The organism is Parapedobacter indicus, assembly GCF_900113765.1.
GTDB classification, from domain to species: domain Bacteria; phylum Bacteroidota; class Bacteroidia; order Sphingobacteriales; family Sphingobacteriaceae; genus Parapedobacter; species Parapedobacter indicus.
This window is the reverse complement of sequence record NZ_FOQO01000008.1, coordinates 53138-71547: the sequence shown is the minus strand read 5'-3', so window position 1 is coordinate 71547 and position 18410 is coordinate 53138. Positions and strand designations below refer to the sequence as shown.

Genomic DNA, 18410 nt, shown 5'->3' with positions numbered 1-18410 from the left:
TGTAAAAAGTTGGGGTACGATATCAATGCGGCGACACCGCCTTGAGGCCGATTATTGAGCCAATCAGGGTGGTGATAAAGACGACACGCCACAAGGTAGCTGGTTCTTTAAAAAAGATAATGCCAATTAATACCGTACCGACAGCGCCGATGCCGGTCCATACCGCGTAGGCGGTGCCGAGTGGCAACGTTTGAGTAGCGCGTATTAATAAACCCATACTTAGCGTAAGGCAAATGGCGAAGCTGGCGTACCACCACATAGATTCCATACCGGTGGTGGTTTTTGCTTTGCCGAGGCTTGTCGTAAATCCTACTTCAAACAAACCGGCAATAATCAAGATGATCCAATTCATAACAAACTTGTGGGTTATTTTCCTCGTGCAAATATCCGTATTGTAAGGCTTTCAATTTTTTACAAATGATAAAAAATGGTTTTACCTGATTTCGGCACGGATACGACTCAACGTGACCTGACTGATGCCCAGGTATGATGCAATGTGTCCCAGTTGAACACGCTGTAAAAGATTCGGCTGATTTTTTAGGAGCTCGTTATAACGCTCGGCGGCTGTTTTGAATTGTCGAGACATCAATCTTTCTTCTGTCTTTATCAATTCTTGTTCGGCCAGTTTCCTTCCCCAGTTTGCAATATGGATATCACTGGAATATAATCGACGCAAATCGGCTGTTTTCAAGCCATATAATTCACTGTTCTCCAGTAGTTCGATATTTTCATAACCTGGAGTATCCTGAATGTAACTTCGCAGTGAGATTAGCGCATCGCCTTCCATCCCGAAGCATAAGGTCACGTCATTCGCACGATGGTGATAATAGACACGGGCAAGTCCTTGAGAAAGGAGGTAAATATCACGTTCCAACCGCTCGGCCCGGAAAAGTAAGTGACCTTTGCGTAATGCGGTGGGACGTGCTATAGCGGCCAGACGATACGCTGAAGCCAAAGGTAAGGGCGCAATGCGGGATATGATCGTGAGGATATCCATGCGGGTGAAACTAACGTTCCCACTGACGCAATGTCAATTGCGTCCCATCAAATACGGCGTAAGTATTATAATTTATCCATTCACCCAGATTGATGTACTTGCTGTTTTTGGGTAGGTCTACTTCCAAAGGGAGATGGCGATGCCCAAATATAAAGTAGTCGTAATGTTGTTTTTCAAGTATAGACTTCGCGTAGACAACCAGCCATTCCTTGTCTTCACCTTGAAAATCTTCCAGTCCGCCGGAAGCGATCCGGCTATGGGCAGACCACCGCTGCGCGATACCGATTCCCAAGTTGGGATGTAGCCGGGCAAATAGCCATTGGCAAAAACGGCTCCGAAATATTTTTTTTAAGACCTTGTATGTGCGATCACCAGGGCCCAATCCATCCCCGTGATGCAGGTAAAAGGTCCTTCCACCCCGCTCAATGACCAAGTCGTTGTCCATGATTTCGACGCCCAATTCAGTTTTCAGGTAACCGAACATCCACATGTCGTGGTTTCCTTTAAAAAGTATGATTTTTATACCTAGATCTGCTAATTCGGCCAGCTTGCCCAGAAAGCGGATATAACCCTTGGGTACCACCGTGGCATATTCAAACCAAAAGTCGAAGACATCGCCCATTAGATACAGCTCGGCTGCGTCCGCCTTGATGGTATCCAGCCAGCTCACGATGCGCAACTCCCGTTCGCGGGTCGTTGAACGGGGGTGTGCTCCTAAGTGAAAGTCAGAAGCAAAATAGATCTTATTGCGCGCTGTCATTGCGGCCAAACTTAGATAAAATTGTTGTGATGTACAATTGTCGCCAAATTACTTACCTTTGCCCCCATGACCAAGGAACAGATACAAGACTTGAGGGATCGAGCAGCTTCCCTGAGGAGGCATCTTTGACATCGATGCACGAAAAGCTGAGATAGAAACCGAACAAAATATCACATTGCAGCCCAATTTTTGGGATGATTCCAAAGCGGCAGAAAAGACGCTGCAATCTATCAAAAGCAAGAAAATATGGACCGACCATTTCGACGAGGTCGCCGCATCGGTGGATGACGCGCTGGTCATGTTTGATTTTTACCAATCGGGGGATGCATCGGAAGCCGATCTTCAGGAGCAATATGACAGTGCGTTAGCGAAAGTGGAGACACTGGAGTTTAAAAATATGCTAAGTGCCGAGGAAGATCAACTGGATGCGGTGTTGCAAATCACCGCTGGTGCCGGGGGTACCGAAAGTTGCGATTGGGCGGGCATGCTGATGCGGATGTACATCATGTGGGGCGAAAGCAATGGCTATAAAGTAACCGAACAGGATTACCAGGAGGGAGACGTGGCAGGTATCAAGACAGTTACCTTACAGTTTTCGGGTGACTTTGCTTACGGCTATCTTAAGGGCGAAAACGGTGTGCATCGGCTGGTTCGGATCTCCCCGTTTGATTCCAATGCCAAGCGCCACACTTCGTTTGCATCGGTATATGTATATCCTTTGGTTGATGATAACATTGAAATAGAAGTGAAGGATGCCGACATCGAATGGGATACATTCCGATCCGGCGGGGCAGGAGGGCAGAATGTCAATAAAGTCGAAACAGCGGTACGCTTACACCACAAGCCAACAGGCATTATCATCAAAAATCAGGAATCCCGTTCACAGCTCCAGAATAAAGAAAATGCCATTCGCTTGTTGAAATCACAATTGTACGAAATCGAAATGCGCAAAAGGCAAGAAGCCACCGCGGCGATAGAGGGTAGCAAGAAAAAAATCGAATGGGGTTCACAGATCAGGAACTATGTATTGCACCCTTATAAGCTGGTGAAAGATTTGCGCACCAATGTCGAAACCTCCAATACGCAAGCGGTGCTTGATGGGGAAATCGATGAATTTTTGAAGGCGTACTTAATGGAGTTTGGAGGTAAATAACTAAAATTCATTCTTCCACATCATGCTCTCCACCGGACGGGTAGTCTTATTATTGTATTTGGCATTTCCCTTGGTGTTGTACAGGATTTCGATATCCCCTTCAACGGCAAAATAGATCAACTGGCCGATGGGCATACCGGCATAAATCCGAACAGGTTGCGCTACGGAAATTTCCAGTGTCCATGTATTGCAAAATCCGACGTCACCTTTGCCGGCTGTGGCATGGATGTCAATACCAAGACGTCCCGTACTTGATTTGCCCTCCAGGAAAGGCACGTGGTGATGTGTTTCTGTATATTCGAGCGTCACGCCAAGATAAAGCGTATTGGGCTCCAGCACAAAACCGGTCTTCGGAATTTCGAAATGAACAATTTCATTGTGTTTTTTGGCATCAAGTACCCGATCCTTATAGGTGGCTAGGTATTTTCCTAAATGGACATCGTAGGAGTTGGTGCCCAGGCACTCGCGGCGAAAGGGCTCGATGATGATCGATCCCCGGTCAATTTCTTCCAGTATGCGTTTATCAGATAAGATCATTGTGGATGTTGATTTCAAAAATCATTCCGCCAAAGATAGCGTAATAATTGGTAGTTTTTATGTAAGTTTGACTACATGGCATTAGTATACTTACGCGAGTTCGATAATAAAGTTCGCTTTGCAATTTGGCGCATCGAAGAATCTGCGGAAGATCTTATCGGTCGCTTGCAACTGGATGATCGTGAGAAGGCTGTACTTAACCGGCTGAACAAAGGCAAGCGCACATTGCACTGGTTGGCTACCCGTGTCTTGCTGCGGACAATGCTGGATACGCCGGGTTATATCAATTGCCCATCCGACGAAAATGGCAAGCCGTATCTGGCAAATTTCCCGCAGCGTATTTCGCTGACACACTCCTTCGACTATGCAGCGGTGATGATGAGCGACCGCGGGGAGGTCGGAATTGACCTCGAGTTGGTGAAACCGAAAATCCTACGCATTGCAGATAAGTTCATGAAGGCAGAAGAACTGGAAGTGGTCGGAAAAGATCACATCGAAAAGCTATACGCCTGTTGGTGCGCCAAGGAAGCCGTATATAAATTGCAGGGAAACAAGGGGGTTTCATTTAAAGATAACATGACTATACGGGCCTTTGATTTTCAAGATCAGGGCGTGTTGTTTTTGGAACTGGCGGCTCCTGATAGGAAAGAATTGTTTAAGGTATATTACGAAAAATTCCAGGAATACATGCTGGGATATGTGACGGAAGGTCAACTATAAGAAAATGCTTAAAAGAGATTCATTAACTGCACAGATGCAGCAGCTGAGCCATACACTGGCAAAGGTAAAACGACTCATTGAAGAGCGACAGGAAACACAGGCCCTCTCGACGATACAGGAGGTACTTGGAGAGTATTTTGGTACCAACATAACGGATTTACTGGAAACCCCAGCCAATGTATTCATTCAGCAATTCAAAAGAGAAGATCTGAAGCCGGAAGAATTGGGGCTATTGGCCGACTTTCTGGATGTGCTGGGTACGGTGACCGATGATGCCCGGGATAGGCGCGTAATCTGGGAGAAAGTAATACTCCTCTATGATACGTTGGAACGTGAACACAAAATAATCTCGTTTGCACATATTGCCAGAAAAAGTGCAATTTTGGCTCAGCTGGATAGCGAATCCTAACTTAACCGGCCAGCAATTCCCTTACTTGCTGGGAGGCCCGCTCGTTGTCCACTTTGTCGATGATATGCGTAATGATGCCTTGCTCATCAATAAGGAACGTCGTGCGCAGCGTACCCATGTATTTTCTTCCAAACAGCATTTTTTCGCCCCAGACACCATAGTCATTGACAATTTTCTGATCGGTATCTACAAGTAAATTAAAAGGGAGATTAAACTTTTTGGCAAAATTCCGGTGCGAGCGCTCCGTATTGACACTAACACCGATTACTTCAAAACCATCCGCCAGGAGCGATTGATAATTATCGCGGAAATTACACGCCTCGGTGGTGCAACCGGGTGTGTTGTCTTTCGGATAAAAATAGAGGATAATTTTCTTTCCTTGATAATCTGCCAATGAGACCGTTTCTCCGTATTGGTTTTTCGCAGTGATGGCCGGGGCTTTATCCCCTACGTTAAGCTTCGTCATTCGGGTGTTTGCTGTTATGTTATTTTATAAAATTTGCTTCATAGGTTTTCCGGTTGTCTTTCCAATCCACAACTTCCAGCCGGAATTGATGCTTCCCCTTCGCCAGGCTGCCCTCAAACACATGCCAAAGCGACCGCGATTTTGAATCGTATTCCATCAGTACCCATTGGTCGTCGATGTATCCGTTGAACGACTGAATGCCCGACAGATCGTCAAAAATCTTGAAATTAACCCGGCTTATTGCGCCCATATCCTTACCTTCGCTGATATTCTGCGGCTGGATCGTGGGCGAAAGCGTATCGACAGTCACGTAGAAGCTTCCGAAAGACCGTGTTTTCGTACGTACCCAGCCCCCTTCGAAATTACCTCCGTGCGACCTTCTTTCGATGTCAACGATAATTGCTTTCGGTTTTAGTGCATCGGTCAATGCTGCGTCGGGCATAATTTTTAGTTCGTAGCTTTGGAAGAGTGGTATAAAACGGTTATGTACGTGCTGCAGCATCGAATAGCCATCTTTTGGGCGTGCTCCCTCGGAATAGGTGAAATGCAGGTCGTCATATAGGGCACCTTTCGGCATAACGACTTCGAGGTGTCCGGCGGTATAACGGTTTTCCCGGTCGTAGCGGAATATTTCCGTTTCGCTAATAGGTGGGCGTACCGGCACATAAGAGGGTGTATTCCGTACCTTGAATGCCCGCGTACTGGTGTTACCATGCGCATCGCGTACGCGGTAGCTGAGGGTATGTTCTTGTTCATCCGTCAGCGTGAGGCTTCCATCCCCTTTGAGAAAATGAAAAATATTCACGGGATTATTGGGGTCCTTAAAGCTTTTTTGTACCCGGGTCTTCTTCAGGATGTAATAGGGATAGTCGATATAAGAATGGATAGAGCCAGAAGTTTCAAACGACAGTTCTTCAAATAATACTGTGCTGATGGGTTGGCCATCCAATAACAGTTCGATGGAGTATACCCCATTGTTGAAGGAGGTGCCGTTATGTCGATCCACGGTATTGATTCCTACACCGAACCGCCCATTTACCGGAATCGTCTGCTTATCGGTAAGCGAGAGGTGCCTGCGGGGTGTGTGTTCACTGAAGGGGTCGTCCGCCAGGTCATAGATCGTGATGCCGCGGATGATAGGGGGTATATTATCGGGAAACTGCAGGCCGAACAATTGCGGATTCAGCGGTGACTCGGTTTTCGTATCCCGGATTTCAAAGTGTAGGTGCGGCCCCTGGGAACTGCCTGAATTACCCGATAGACCGATACGGTCACTTTTTTTTACGACAACGGTGTTTTCATCCAGTGGAATGTCTACATCAAAGCGGTGTAACTCGTATTGCTTTGCCTTGACGATGGCTGCCAATGGAGCACTGAATTCCTGCATGTGCAGGTATACGCTCGTATAACCATTCGGATGGGTGATATAAACCGAGTTTCCACCTCCACCAATCTGTACGCGCACCCGCGAAACATAGCCATCGGCCACCGCGAATACGGGAAGACCCACCCGCTGTTGGGTGCGGTAATCGTCGCCCGCATGAAAATGTGTGGAACGTAATTCAGCAAAGGTGCCAGACGCTTGAGGAGCGATAGCCAATGGGCTCCGGAAGTACCCTTTCGGGTATTCGCGGTTTTTGATAAGGGGAAGCTGTGCGTCCGCATCGGCAATAGCAAGTGTGTAGATAATCGTAAAGACAAAAATAAACCTCATGAAACCGTTGATATTATTTCACATAAAAACGAAACAGTTGACGATCGCCGATAAAGCCCTCCAATAGATCACCGACAGCCACCGGGCCGACGCCTGCAGGGGTACCGGTGAAAATGAGATCCCCTTTGCGTAGCGTGATGTACTGGGACACGAACACGAGGATGTCTTCAAAGGAGAACAACAGGTCCCGCGTGTTGCCCAGTTGTACGGTCTCACCGTTTTTATCCAACCGGAATGTCAGGTCATACACATCGCCAAACGTTTCCTTCGGAAACACTTCACTCACGGGTGCCGAACCGTCAAATGCTTTAGCTAGTTCCCAGGGCAGCGATTTCTCTTTATGCTGCTGTTGGATGTCCCGCGCCGTAAAGTCGATTCCCAGCCCGATGGCATCGTAATAAGTGGACGCAAATTTCGCGCCGATGTGCTTTCCTTCCTTACAGATCCGTAGCACGATTTCCACTTCGTGGTGAATGTTTTTGGAGAAATCCGGATAATAAAAGTCCCGGTTATCTTTCAATACAGCCGTATCCGGCTTGAGGAAGATGACCGGTTTTTCCGGTACTGGGTTATGGAGCTCCTTTGCATGTTCGATATAGTTGCGGCCAATGGCAATGATCTTCATCTGTATAAGACTGTTTTCCTGCAAACTTACCGGTTTGCCACGAAACAAGCGAATAAATAAGCCGGCGATGTCAAAACTTAGGGTTGGCGTGGATCGCAAACCGGTATTTATCGCCGCGGTAAAACGATCTTTCCAGTTCCACCGTATGGTTTGTTTGGGTAATCACGGCGCTATCCAGTACGAAGACAGGTATTGCCTCAGCGGTTTCGAACCGATTTTCAGCATCGTCAGGAGCCATAATTTCCGCGCTCAATGTCTGCATTACATCGGCGATGGTAAGGTGGTATTTTTCCTCATAGATTTTGAAATACGAAACTTCAGTGGGGAGCAATTGGATTTTGGGGCACAATTCCAGTGAGATGTATTTGGTTTCATCTTTCATTACAACGTCATTCGCATAGCGGAGCTGGTGGACTTTCAGTACCGGACCCTCAATGATGTGGTGTTTTCCCCCGATTTCGGACGATACACCTTCATTTAAAATGGTTTTCTCTAAGATGAAATTGTGAGGTTCAAAACCTTCTGCCCTCAGTTTTTCGTGGAAACCCGTTCGTGTATCAATGACCGAACCCAATGTGCGGAGTAAATGCCTGTCTTCGGTTCGGTTGAGCACAAACGTCCCCTTGCCCTTGATGCGTTTTGCCCACCCTTTCAACTCAATCTCCAACAACGCCTTCCGTGCCGTGGTATTGCTAACCCGATAGCGATGGATGATTTCGTTTTCAGACGGAATCTTATCGCCCGGCAGGTATTCCCCATTCCGTATCCGTTCGATGATATCTTGGCTGATCGTCGTGAATTTATTTGAGGTGTCCTTTGTCATTCTTCGGCTCCTTATATTAACGCACAAAGTTAATGATACAATAATAGCGTGTTTTTTTGTGTTATTCCGTATGAAATAGAAAGATGTAAATAAAAATACAATTTATTTTGGTAATAAGACGAAAGGTTTTTATGTTTGCTTTTATAAACTTAGTGCGTTAACCAATTATGGGATCTGTTAAACTTCGGTGGTTTGTAGTATGGATGCTGTTTATCGCGACGGGGCTTAGTTTCCTGGATAGGCAGGTATTGTCGATTGCGATCATCGAAATCGAAAAAGCTTTTGGGTTGACAGATGTAGAATACGGATGGGTCAATACCAGTTTCCTGGTGGGATACGCCCTGATGTTTACGTTAGGTGGATGGTTGATCGATCGCTATGGTGGAAAAATAGGGTTAGCAGCATCTGTCGGCGTCTGGTCTGTAGCGAACGTACTGCACGGTATCATGACCGGTTTCCATCAAATGGCTGCATTCAGATTCCTATTGGGCGTGGGTGAAGGCGGTTGCTTCCCGGGAGCAGCCAAGGCGGTCAACGAATGGTTTGACAAGAAGGAAAGGGCGTTGGCCAATGGCATCGCGATTGGGGGATCGGCGATTGGCGCGGTGATCGCACCGCCACTAACCATTTGGATTTCCAGCGCGCATGGTTGGCGGTGGAGTTTCGTAATCCCAGGTTTGATTGGTATTGTTTGGGTCATCCTATGGCTTTTATTACCGAATCGGCACCGAAGAGCGGCTCCCCGTGCAGATGTGGAAAACCCGGTTGAGCACCGTGTGTTCCCATTGGCACACCTCATCAAAATCAAGGAAGTAAGAGCCTTTATTGTGATCCGGTTTCTATTGGATCCGGTGTTATACTTTTTGATGTTTTGGATTCCCAAGTACTTAAGTGCCGAACGGGGCGTGTCTTATGAAGCCATTGGCAATTTATTTTGGATTCCTTTTTTGGCGCTCGGTATATCGAATATTCTGGGTGGATGGCTATCGGATGGATTGATTAACAGGTTAGGATTCAGTGTTGATCGGGGTAGAAAGACCGTGATGGGTATGGCTGCTTTGTTGACAATGGTCGCGCCAGCCATTGCATTTGTGTCGTCGGTTGAGCTGGCCGTGTGCCTGATGAGCTTGGTTACGTTTGCCCATGGCTTTTGGATCACCAATTACATCACATCCATAGCGGATACGTTCGGAGCAGCAGCCACTTCGACCGTGGTGGGATTATCGGGTACCGCTGGAGCGTTGTCGGCATTGGTTGTGAACCCCTTGATCGGATGGGTGGTCACGTCAATGGGATATACCCCGCTATGGATCGCTTCCGGTGTCATGTACCCGTTAGGGTTTCTCATTTTAGTACTATTTATCCGGCAAATAGGAACGTTGCGGCCCGCATGGGTTAACGGCCGCCGTGAGGTGTAAATTTTTTTGTTCAATTTAACTTAGTGCGTTAAGTAATATTTTTAAAAACTATATATGACTTCTTCTAACAGTGTAGCAAACGGGAGTGTAGGGCATGTCCAAAGCAGATCCAAACCCAAAATCGGTGTTTTTGGGGTAGCCTATTATAAATATTGGGCACAATTTGATGGACTGCGGGAAGCGATGTTCGAAAAACAACGTGTGTTCGTTGAGAAATTGCAGCATCAGGATGTGACGATTGTAGACTTTGGATTGATAGACAATGTGCAGGCAGCCTATGAGCTTGTCCCCCGTTTAAAGGCCGGAGACCTCGATCTTATTTTTTGTGACATGCTCACCTACGCAACCTCCAATACCTTCGGAATCGTCATCAAGAGCATCGATATTCCCATTGTGCTGGTGGCCTTGCAGCCCGACAAGGCGATGGATTACAGCCGGGCCTCCACGTATATGCAATTATACAATGACGATATCTGTGCCCTTCCCGAATTTGCAGGCGTGGCTGCCCGCATGGGCAAGCGGGTGCCAGACATGATTATTGGAACCCTGTATGACGACGCAGTTGCCGAAGAAAAAATCGCGGAGTACTGCCGGATCGCCCGGGTATTGCATGATCTTCGAACGGCACGGATCGGTCATATCGGACATCCCATTGAATCGATGTTGGATATGCATTCGGATTCGACCATGCTAACCGCGTTTTTCGGCGCGCATATCCTCCAATGCGAAGCGCACGAAATTGTGACCCAATACCAGCAGGTCGATCAAACTGCCTCAGATCGTATCAAAGAGGATATTCTCGGTTTTTTTGATACGCCCGAGCCGGTATCCGACCCGATTTCTGAAAAATTAACGGATGGTGATCTGGAAACCGCAGCGCGTATAACCGTGGCACTGGAACGTTTTGTGACGGAGAAACAGTTGGATGGGCTCGCTTATTACTACGAAGGTCCTGAAAATAGCGATACCCGATTGGTCATGTCAAACCTGATTGTCGGCAATTCACTCCTGACGTCGCGCGGATTTCCCATGTGCGGCGAATCGGATTTGAAAACATGCATCGCGATGCTGATTATGGATCGGTTGGAAATAGGGGGAAGTTTTGCGGAATTCCATCCCGTTGATTTTCTAGAAGATTTTGTCTTGGTAGGACACGATGGTCCGCATAACATCGCGATTGCTGAAGGCAAGCCCGTATTGCGTAGTCTGAAAAAATACCACGGGAAGTACGGTTCGGGCGCAAGTGTCGAATTTAAAATTAAAGAGGGTCCGATAACCATGCTGAGCATTAACTCCACGTACAACGGTACGTTCAAATTTATTGTCGCACAAGGTCAGTCGGTAGCTGGTCCGATTCCACCCACAGGAAATACGAACACACGGGGTTATTTCGAGCCCGATGTCCGGACCTTTCTTTATCGGTGGATGAAAGAAGGACCCACCCACCATTTTGCATTGGGAGTGGGGCATCACGCCGATACCATTCGGAAAATAGGAGAATATCTCGGCGTGGAAGTAGTCGTAGTGACCGAATAAAGGAGATGAATAACAGCAATTATAACCATTAACTAATTTTTAGATTATGATGTCTTATTCCAAATTCAAGTTAGCCGGATGTTGGATAGTCGCATTGTGGGGCAGCTTGCTGCTACCCGTACATTTGGCGATTGGCCAATCGTCCCAGCCCACCGTCATTCAGGGCAAGGTCGCTGCTTCGTCCGACGGTTCGCCGCTTGCGGGCGCTACTGTCAGCGTAAGGGGAACGAATCAGGCTGGCCAAACAGACGATGCCGGGAGGTTTAGTATCCAGGCTTCCATTCCGGCCACATTGGTCGTGTCTTTCACCGGATATGTGACACAAACCATTACCGTTAACGATTCGAAATCGTTAGCAATCGCGTTGGTTTCCGATGAAGAGCAACTGGAGGAAGTGGTGGTTGTCGGGTATGGTACGCAGCGAAAAAAGGATGTAACCGGTTCCATAACTAATTTGACGGCAAAAGACCTGGTTCCCGTAGCTGCGGCAAATAGTTTTGACCAGATGATGCAAGGCAAAGTAGCGGGCGTGCAGATTACGCAGACTTCCGGCGCACCCGGGGGAAACGTAAATGTATTAATCCGTGGCGTCAATTCCATTACCGGCGGTAACCAGCCGCTATATGTAGTGGATGGGTACGCAATCGGCACAGGTGGCGGTGGATCCAACCTGAGCGGATATGCGTCAGGATCCTACTCAGTCGATGGAGCGATCGATGCAAGTTCTGTCACCCGTGTAAACCCATTAAGCACGATCAACCCAGCGGATATCGAGTCCATCCAAATATTAAAGGATGCATCCGCTACCGCTATTTACGGATCCCGGGGTGCGAACGGTGTGGTGATCATCAATACCAAACGGGGTACATACGGCCAGTCAACCATCAATTTTGAGCATTCAAGTGGCTTGCAGGAAATACAGAAAAAACTTGATTTGATGACTCCCCGGCAGTATGCCGAATTTGTAGCGGATGGCCGGGATAATGCCTGGGTATTTGCAGGGGGGAATGCTTCGGATCCTAACGACGTAAGGGGAACCGGGCAATATGTTAAACCTGCGTTTCGCAATCCGGAGCAGTTTGCCGACAATGGGTATGGTACGGATTGGCAAGACCTGATTTTCAGGCAGGCCCTCGTGCAGAATTATCAATTGTCTGCTACCGGAAATAGAAACGGGATCCGATACTTTGTTTCGGGCGGGTATATGGATCAGAACGGAATCATTATTGGGTCGGATTTTGATAAATTCAACTTTCGGACAAACCTTGATGTCGATCTTACTTCCCGGCTCAAGCTCGGTGTTTCGGTAGCCGGAAACTATTCGTATGCCGATGTGGCGAGGGCCGAAGGGCACCTGCAGTATCGGGGCTTGATTTCTGCGGCTGTTGCGAGCGATCCCACCATTCCAGTCTACGATGAAAACGGCGAATACTATTCCGAATTTTCGGACGTACTGGGGATACCCGTCGAGCATGTTTTATTGATCGCAGACGAGTTTTCCGATAAGCGGAAGAATGCCAATGTATTCACGAATAATTACCTGGAATACCGCATATTGGACGGATTGACGCTTAAGTCTTCCATTGGGGTTAACTATACCGGTAATCAAACCCGATTGTGGAAGTCGTCCAAAATTGGCTTGGCAACCAGCCGTACCGGGGCGGCCATCGCCGGTGTAACACGGATTAATGCCATCAATTGGCTGAATGAAAATACCTTGAACTTCCGTAAGCGGATAAACGAAAAACACGACATTGATGCGCTTATCGGGTTTTCGGCACAGAAAAATACAGACGATATCTTGCAGGCCGGTGCGACCGATTTCCCAACAGATGATGTACCGTATTTAGCTGCCGGGATCGTTTCTTCGGGAACCGACTACATGACCCAATGGTCCATGCTTTCCTGGTTTGCCCGCTTTAACTATTCATTTGCCGACAAATACTTGATTACGGGTACGCTGCGGAGAGATGGGAGCTCCCGGTTCGGAACAACCAATAAATGGGGAACCTTTCCCTCCCTTTCTTTGGCCTACAGAATTTCAGAGGAAGCGTTCCTGAAGGATGTCACGGCGATCAATGATTTGAAAATACGGGGGAGTTATGGGGTATCCGGAAATAACCTGATCGGGAATTATGCAAGTTTGGGACTCTTGGGTATTTCACCCATCGTATCAAATGGGCAGGTAATCTCGGGTATTTCTCCATCCAGTTTGGCCAATGATCGGTTGGGTTGGGAAAAATCGTATCAAACCAATCTGGGAGTAGATCTCGCATTGTTTAACAATCGGATTGTATTGACTGCCGATGCATACAGAAGCCATAAAAAAGACCTGCTGCTTTCGGTCACCCTACCCGCGGCTTCTGGTTTTTCGTCGTCGGTACAGAATGTAGGGGAGCTCGAAAATAAAGGATTGGAGTTTGCACTGAATACAGGGAACATCATGGGAGAGCATTTCAACTGGAGTTCAAATTTTAACATCAGCTTCAACCGGAACAAAGTGCTGAAACTGAATACCGAAAGTGCACGCTTAAGCACGTCCAGTTATCAGGTCGCCGAAGTCGGTTATCCGATTGCCAGCTTCCGCCTATTGAATATTCTCGGTATTTTCCAAACGGCAGAAGAAGTAGCTGCAAACCCGATCCAGCATCCGAAGGTACAACCGGGCGACTACCGGTTTCAGGATGCAGATGGAAATGGGAACATCACACAGGCAGATCGGATGATTGTGGGAAACCCTTGGCCGAAGTTTACCTGGGGATTCGGAAACAATTTCTCGTATAAAAACCTTTCGCTCAGCGTCGATATCTACGCTTCCCATGGAAACGACATGTACTTCCAAGGAGGCGAGGTTTCCTTAAACGCTGCAGGCGTTCAGAATCAATTGGCCATCGTGGCCGACAGATGGCGTTCCCCGGAGCAACCCGGATCCGGACAGATCGCAAGAGCCATCCGGAACGATTATGCTTTCGGGTTTAGCGCAGGCACCACAAAATACCTATTCGATGGATCCTTTATCAGAGTCCGAAATGTAAATTTAGCCTATAATTTTCCCGCAGCAGTCGCCAATCAGATCCGGTTGCAGAGCCTCTCGGTATTCGGAAATGTGACCAATCTTTTCACATTCACCGATTATCCTGGCTACGATCCGGAAGGTGGTACCGGCGGAGACAATATTGGGATGACCGGTGTCGATTTCTTCGCGTATCCGAATCCACGGACGTACACATTGGGACTACGGGTAAACTTCTAAACAAAACTAGCAAGGTGATGAAAAGAACACATATTTTAGCTTCGATATTGATTGCCGCCAGCCTGAGCGCGTGTGACAATTTTTTGGAATTAAATCCGGAGCACCAGATCAGCAATAACAGCTTTTATCAGAATCAAAACGATTTTGAACGTGCATTGCTGGGTGCTTATAGCAGTTTCCGTGGTTTATACAGTGGCAGTGCCATGCTCTACGCGGCGGAATTACGAACCGATAACGCAGAAATTCACTGGACTTCTCCGTCTACCGATGAAATGCAGTTCGAGCAGAATGCGCTCACTTCAACAAACGGTACGGTGCGGGGAATATGGAATACCTGCCTACGGACCATTTCGCGATGCAATACCATCTTGAACCGTATTGGCAACACTGAGTTCGATGAGCAGGCAAAAAATAAAATCATCGGCGAAGCCAAATTCCTGCGTGCATTCAGTTACTTCTACATGGTCCAATTATTCGGTGAAGTGCCTATCACGGCGGAGGAATTTTCAAGTCCCGAACAGATCGCCGAAGCCGATTTAACTCGAAAACCCGTTGATGCGGTATATCAGGTAATCATCGATGATCTGTCAAGTGCGGAATCGCTGCTCCCCTCCACGCTCAATAGCGATAAAACACGTGCATCTATCGGTACCGTGAAAACCCTGCTGGGCAAGGTCTACCTGACACGGGGTAACTTTGACGCAGCTGCAACTGAACTGAGTGAGGTAATAACGTCCGGACAATACGGACTGCATGCGGATTATGGTGCGTTGTTTTCAGAAGGGAACAACAATTTGGAGGAGTCGATTTTGGAAATCCAATACGTGAGGGGGCGGGGATTGGGTAATAACTATTCCGCATTGTTTACACCAGCGATTACCAGCATGGCGATTTTTCCGAATAACCTGCAGGGGTCGGGCCGGATCACGCCTTCATTGAATCTGTTTAACGCGTATGAAGAAGGGGATGGAAGAAAAGATGTTTCCGTGAATGATTCCGTGCCGCTTATCAATGGAAACAAGACGTATGCCAGATATGCTATGAAATTCGTCGACTGGGATGCCGTAGCGACATCCGACGGAGCCATAACATTTACGGTACTCCGGTATGCGGATGTGTTACTGATGTATGCGGAAGCATTAAACGGTCTTGACCGAACGGACGACGCGCTTGCCGAGATCAACAAAGTGCGGGATCGCGTGGGATTGGGTGATTTGGACGGTTTGGACAAGCAGACCTGTACACAAGCCATCGAAAATGAACGAAGGGTGGAATTTGCATTTGAAGGGCATCGGTGGTTTGACCTGCTTCGTAGCGGACACACCCGGGAAGTGGTGAATGCCTATTACGCGGGTAAGAATCAGAATTTTTCAGTGGAAGAATATGAGTTATTATTCCCCATTCCGCTCGCTGAAATCGAATTAAATGATGATCTTACCCAAAATGAAGACTATTAAATTACTTACGGGATGGGTATTGATCGGGTTGCTCCTGTCCCTGGAAGCCCATGGTCAGTATCAGCTGGAAACATTAGCGGGGAAGCCGTTCAACAACATTACGCTGGAGGCGTCACTGAAACCCTTTAAGATCAACGAAAAGGCTTACATAAGGGCCGTCGCCAAAGAAATGTTTGTGCAATGGCAGTCTTTATTGCGGCATGCCGATACGGTTTCCATCATGCTCTGGACCGGCGATGGATCGGAAATTCTTGACTACGAAGGTAGGATGGGGCAGCCTCTGGAGTGGGCACGTTATATGGGAAATCCGAATACCGAGCATGAGGTGGGGTCCGGGCCGGAGGAATTATCGATTCACGAGCGGGCATTTCTCTATGTGGACGATCCGCCGAAGTTTACCTACGGCGATTTACGATTCATCATTCAGGCATTGAAAGAAGAAGGCAGACAGGTTACGGGTAAGCCAATCCAGGTGGGGGCAACATTTGACCCCGGGCCAGAGTTCGCTAAGTCGGAATTCAAATACCAAAAGCATCCCGAGATCTTAGGCGGCAATGCCATGGGGCATAAAACCTTTGTCAACTGTTACGCCGTGCTAAACGGCGATCGAGACAAATATGCTGGATTTCCAACGGGCATACCCGATCAGACACCGTTTGGAACATTCTTCGGCAGGCAAAGCCAACACTTTTTGACAGACCTGGCTTTTGATTTTATCTGGCTCAGCAATGGTTTCGGCTTCGGTGCCGAAGGCTGGTCGTCTACCGGAGCGATATTTGATGGAAAGGGGTTTCGGCAAGATCAGCTGGCGGAATTCTCCCATAAAGTACTGGGTTTTTGGAAACTGTTTCGGCAGGAATGCCCGGATTTTCCGATCCAGACGCGTGGCACGAATCTGTCGGTGGGTGCCGATCTGGCACGGGATGCAGTCGACCTGCGGGCGATCTACGACGGTGGTTTCAATATGCTACCCCCGCCGAACTCTCCCTGGGCAGCGCTCGACGGCGATTTCGGTCTTGAGTTGGTCGGTTACCTATCGCGCATGGCCGAGTTGCCCGACAACCGGTTTCTGTTCCGGTATTATACGCACGACCCCTGGTGGCTGAATAGTCCGTGGCTGGATCGCTACGGGCGGGAGCCACACGATATTTATTTGCCTATGGCGGTTAGCCGGATTGACAGCAATGGCAACGTCGCTGTGCCCACCCACCTGAGTTTCTTGACGATCGATGATACGTATGGCAACATGCCTACGCAGGTGCCGGATGAGGTGATACCCCACATCCTGAAAGCAAGGTATGATCAGCCAACGGCTCCAGGTCCCTTGGTGTGGGTATATCCGTTTGATGAATACCACGATTGGGCATATGACCACCGCGATCGGTTGCCGGAAGTTTACTACGGCGATTGGTTTATACGGCAAGCGATCAACAATGGATTTCCGTTGAATACCGTCATCTCCACTACTTCATTCCGTTCCGTGGTTGCACGGTCCCCTCATTTTTTCAAGGAATCCATGCTGGTTACCATTGCACCGGATGCGGGGTCATCCCTGGAAAAAGACTTGATTTCATTCGTTCAAGGAGGGGGTAAACTAATCGTATTTGGTCCGGTTGACCATTCCAGCGATTCATTCCGAGAGCTGCTCAATCTAAAAAATGAGACCCCCTTGTCGGGCGAATTTACGGTGGATCTCAAGCGTCAACCCGATCAATTGGAGAACGATTTTCCACGGCTACTTAATCACCGCGAACTTTTCAGTGGCGGCGGGTTCCGGACCGTTGTCAACAATACGGCGGACCCTTATACGAAGGTGCTGGCACAAGCTACCCAAGAGGGACAAACCCGCGACGCGGCTTGGGTGCGGGCTGATCCTGCATGGAAGGGTGGGCAGGTGGCCTATGTACGGGGAACCAATTCGAGTAACTTCACCGGGGGGCGCCTGCTAACGCCTGACAATCCTGAAAAATATTTCACGGGTCCGCTCCTGCTCCGGTATGTATTGGAAGCGTTCGGTACCACCCTAGCAATCGATAAACAGTCGCCCGAAGTAAAAAGTCCGGTGCTCACCATCGCTCGCTCAAACAACGCATTTATTTTTTCGGGATATCATCCCAATAGTACGGTCAGGCAACGGATGAAGTTCAAACAGGGGGCTCCCTTGTTACTTGGCTTGGAAACTGTTTTAGCCGATAGTTGTTCGACGTATACCTTGCCAACAGCGTGGAATAGGGAGTGCAGGATATTTATCGAACAAGGGGAAGGGATGGTTTCGCATAAAGAATTGCATTCGGGCCAACGGGGAATAAAAAAGCGATACAGCGTATCGGGATTGAATCGCGCAACGGTACGTGTCTATGCTGCGGACGACGTGGATGAACAGCATTTTCATGCCTATGTGAACGCCGGTTATCCCTGGAAGAAAGGACACGCTCGTTTTGAAAGAAAGGATGACGAACTGGGTAACTATTTTCTGTTAACGGACGTCACCGGTACATTGGTGGTGTCTTGGTAGGAGTTGAAATGAAAATAAGCGGATCAC

At 48.1% G+C, this 18410-nt stretch carries 16 protein-coding genes; 8 read left to right on the top strand and 8 right to left on the bottom strand.

The window, feature by feature from the left end; translation table 11 throughout:
• Positions 1 to 22: 22 nt before the first annotated feature.
• From BMZ56_RS16355 to BMZ56_RS16345, 3 genes are all read right to left on the bottom strand, one after another.
• Positions 23 to 352 (bottom strand): DMT family transporter, encoded by a 330-nt coding sequence (locus tag BMZ56_RS16355; RefSeq protein WP_090628538.1) that lies wholly within the window; start codon positions 350 to 352, stop codon positions 23 to 25.
• Between the two features lie 81 nt (positions 353 to 433).
• Complete coding sequence (locus tag BMZ56_RS16350) at positions 434 to 997, bottom strand: Crp/Fnr family transcriptional regulator (RefSeq protein WP_090628537.1); 564 nt, start codon at positions 995 to 997, stop codon at positions 434 to 436.
• 10 nt (positions 998 to 1007) lie between these two features.
• A complete protein-coding gene (locus tag BMZ56_RS16345; protein ID WP_090628535.1) occupies positions 1008 to 1757 on the bottom strand; it encodes a UDP-2,3-diacylglucosamine diphosphatase in 750 nt (249 codons plus the stop codon).
• 66 nt (positions 1758 to 1823) lie between these two features.
• On the opposite strand from BMZ56_RS16345, the gene prfB reads away from it, so the two are divergent.
• Positions 1824 to 2910 (top strand): peptide chain release factor 2 gene (gene prfB, locus BMZ56_RS16340; protein ID WP_143072950.1). Its coding sequence is split into 2 segments (ribosomal slippage): positions 1824 to 1883 and positions 1885 to 2910, totalling 1086 coding nucleotides; the frame shifts between segments, so codons are not numbered across the junction.
• Here prfB and dcd read toward each other — a convergent pair.
• Positions 2911 to 3447 (bottom strand): dCTP deaminase, encoded by a 537-nt coding sequence (gene dcd, locus BMZ56_RS16335; protein WP_090628533.1) that lies wholly within the window; start codon positions 3445 to 3447, stop codon positions 2911 to 2913.
• A gap of 75 nt (positions 3448 to 3522) precedes the next feature.
• On the opposite strand from dcd, the gene BMZ56_RS16330 reads away from it, so the two are divergent.
• Both BMZ56_RS16330 and BMZ56_RS16325 read left to right on the top strand, forming a co-directional pair.
• Complete coding sequence (locus BMZ56_RS16330) at positions 3523 to 4167, top strand: 4'-phosphopantetheinyl transferase family protein (RefSeq protein WP_090628532.1); 645 nt, start codon at positions 3523 to 3525, stop codon at positions 4165 to 4167.
• Between the two features lie 4 nt (positions 4168 to 4171).
• A complete protein-coding gene (locus BMZ56_RS16325; RefSeq protein ID WP_143072949.1) occupies positions 4172 to 4576 on the top strand; it encodes a hypothetical protein in 405 nt (134 codons plus the stop codon).
• Between the two features lies 1 nt (position 4577).
• On the opposite strand, the gene bcp is transcribed toward BMZ56_RS16325, so the two are convergent.
• From bcp to BMZ56_RS16305, 4 genes are all read right to left on the bottom strand, one after another.
• Positions 4578 to 5042, bottom strand: coding sequence for a thioredoxin-dependent thiol peroxidase (gene bcp / locus BMZ56_RS16320; RefSeq protein WP_090628529.1), 465 nt, complete (start codon positions 5040 to 5042; stop codon positions 4578 to 4580).
• 19 nt (positions 5043 to 5061) lie between these two features.
• Positions 5062 to 6756, bottom strand: coding sequence for a M23 family metallopeptidase (locus tag BMZ56_RS16315; protein WP_090628527.1), 1695 nt, complete (start codon positions 6754 to 6756; stop codon positions 5062 to 5064).
• 13 nt (positions 6757 to 6769) lie between these two features.
• Positions 6770 to 7381, bottom strand: a complete 612-nt coding sequence (locus BMZ56_RS16310; protein ID WP_090628526.1) for a fumarylacetoacetate hydrolase family protein — start codon at positions 7379 to 7381, stop codon at positions 6770 to 6772.
• Positions 7382 to 7451: 70 nt separating this feature from the next.
• Positions 7452 to 8204 (bottom strand): GntR family transcriptional regulator, encoded by a 753-nt coding sequence (locus BMZ56_RS16305; protein WP_090628525.1) that lies wholly within the window; start codon positions 8202 to 8204, stop codon positions 7452 to 7454.
• 167 nt (positions 8205 to 8371) lie between these two features.
• Here BMZ56_RS16305 and BMZ56_RS16300 point away from each other — a divergent pair, with 167 nt between their 5' ends.
• The 5 genes from BMZ56_RS16300 to BMZ56_RS16280 are packed head-to-tail and all read left to right on the top strand — an operon-like array spanning position 8372 to position 18383.
• Positions 8372 to 9622: an MFS transporter gene (locus BMZ56_RS16300; protein WP_090628523.1), complete on the top strand. Its 1251-nt coding sequence runs from the start codon at positions 8372 to 8374 to the stop codon at positions 9620 to 9622.
• Positions 9623 to 9676: 54 nt separating this feature from the next.
• Complete coding sequence (locus BMZ56_RS16295) at positions 9677 to 11158, top strand: L-fucose/L-arabinose isomerase family protein (RefSeq protein WP_090628522.1); 1482 nt, start codon at positions 9677 to 9679, stop codon at positions 11156 to 11158.
• A 46-nt stretch (positions 11159 to 11204) separates the two neighbouring features.
• Positions 11205 to 14411: a SusC/RagA family TonB-linked outer membrane protein gene (locus BMZ56_RS16290; protein WP_090628520.1), complete on the top strand. Its 3207-nt coding sequence runs from the start codon at positions 11205 to 11207 to the stop codon at positions 14409 to 14411.
• A gap of 17 nt (positions 14412 to 14428) precedes the next feature.
• On the top strand, positions 14429 to 15868 hold the full coding sequence (locus BMZ56_RS16285; protein ID WP_090628519.1) for a RagB/SusD family nutrient uptake outer membrane protein: 1440 nt from the start codon (positions 14429 to 14431) through the stop codon (positions 15866 to 15868).
• Positions 15855 to 18383, top strand: coding sequence for a hypothetical protein (locus BMZ56_RS16280; protein ID WP_090628870.1), 2529 nt, complete (start codon positions 15855 to 15857; stop codon positions 18381 to 18383). The genes BMZ56_RS16285 and BMZ56_RS16280 overlap by 14 nt, the downstream gene beginning before the upstream one ends.
• The last annotated feature ends 27 nt before the right edge of the window (positions 18384 to 18410 follow it).

Bases quoted from the DNA above. Each gene is read 5' to 3' on its own strand.
- BMZ56_RS16355 (WP_090628538.1), bottom strand. From the start codon at position 352: ATGAATTGGATCATCTTGATTATTGCCGGTTTGTTTGAAGTAGGATTT.
- BMZ56_RS16350 (WP_090628537.1), bottom strand. From the start codon at position 997: ATGGATATCCTCACGATCATATCCCGCATTGCGCCCTTACCTTTGGCT.
- BMZ56_RS16345 (WP_090628535.1), bottom strand. From the start codon at position 1,757: ATGACAGCGCGCAATAAGATCTATTTTGCTTCTGACTTTCACTTAGGA.
- dcd (WP_090628533.1), bottom strand. From the start codon at position 3,447: ATGATCTTATCTGATAAACGCATACTGGAAGAAATTGACCGGGGATCG.
- BMZ56_RS16330 (WP_090628532.1), top strand. From the start codon at position 3,523: ATGGCATTAGTATACTTACGCGAGTTCGATAATAAAGTTCGCTTTGCA.
- BMZ56_RS16325 (WP_143072949.1), top strand. From the start codon at position 4,172: ATGCTTAAAAGAGATTCATTAACTGCACAGATGCAGCAGCTGAGCCAT.
- bcp (WP_090628529.1), bottom strand. From the start codon at position 5,042: ATGACGAAGCTTAACGTAGGGGATAAAGCCCCGGCCATCACTGCGAAA.
- BMZ56_RS16315 (WP_090628527.1), bottom strand. From the start codon at position 6,756: ATGAGGTTTATTTTTGTCTTTACGATTATCTACACACTTGCTATTGCC.
- BMZ56_RS16310 (WP_090628526.1), bottom strand. From the start codon at position 7,381: ATGAAGATCATTGCCATTGGCCGCAACTATATCGAACATGCAAAGGAG.
- BMZ56_RS16305 (WP_090628525.1), bottom strand. From the start codon at position 8,204: ATGACAAAGGACACCTCAAATAAATTCACGACGATCAGCCAAGATATC.
- BMZ56_RS16300 (WP_090628523.1), top strand. From the start codon at position 8,372: ATGGGATCTGTTAAACTTCGGTGGTTTGTAGTATGGATGCTGTTTATC.
- BMZ56_RS16295 (WP_090628522.1), top strand. From the start codon at position 9,677: ATGACTTCTTCTAACAGTGTAGCAAACGGGAGTGTAGGGCATGTCCAA.
- BMZ56_RS16290 (WP_090628520.1), top strand. From the start codon at position 11,205: ATGATGTCTTATTCCAAATTCAAGTTAGCCGGATGTTGGATAGTCGCA.
- BMZ56_RS16285 (WP_090628519.1), top strand. From the start codon at position 14,429: ATGAAAAGAACACATATTTTAGCTTCGATATTGATTGCCGCCAGCCTG.
- BMZ56_RS16280 (WP_090628870.1), top strand. From the start codon at position 15,855: ATGAAGACTATTAAATTACTTACGGGATGGGTATTGATCGGGTTGCTC.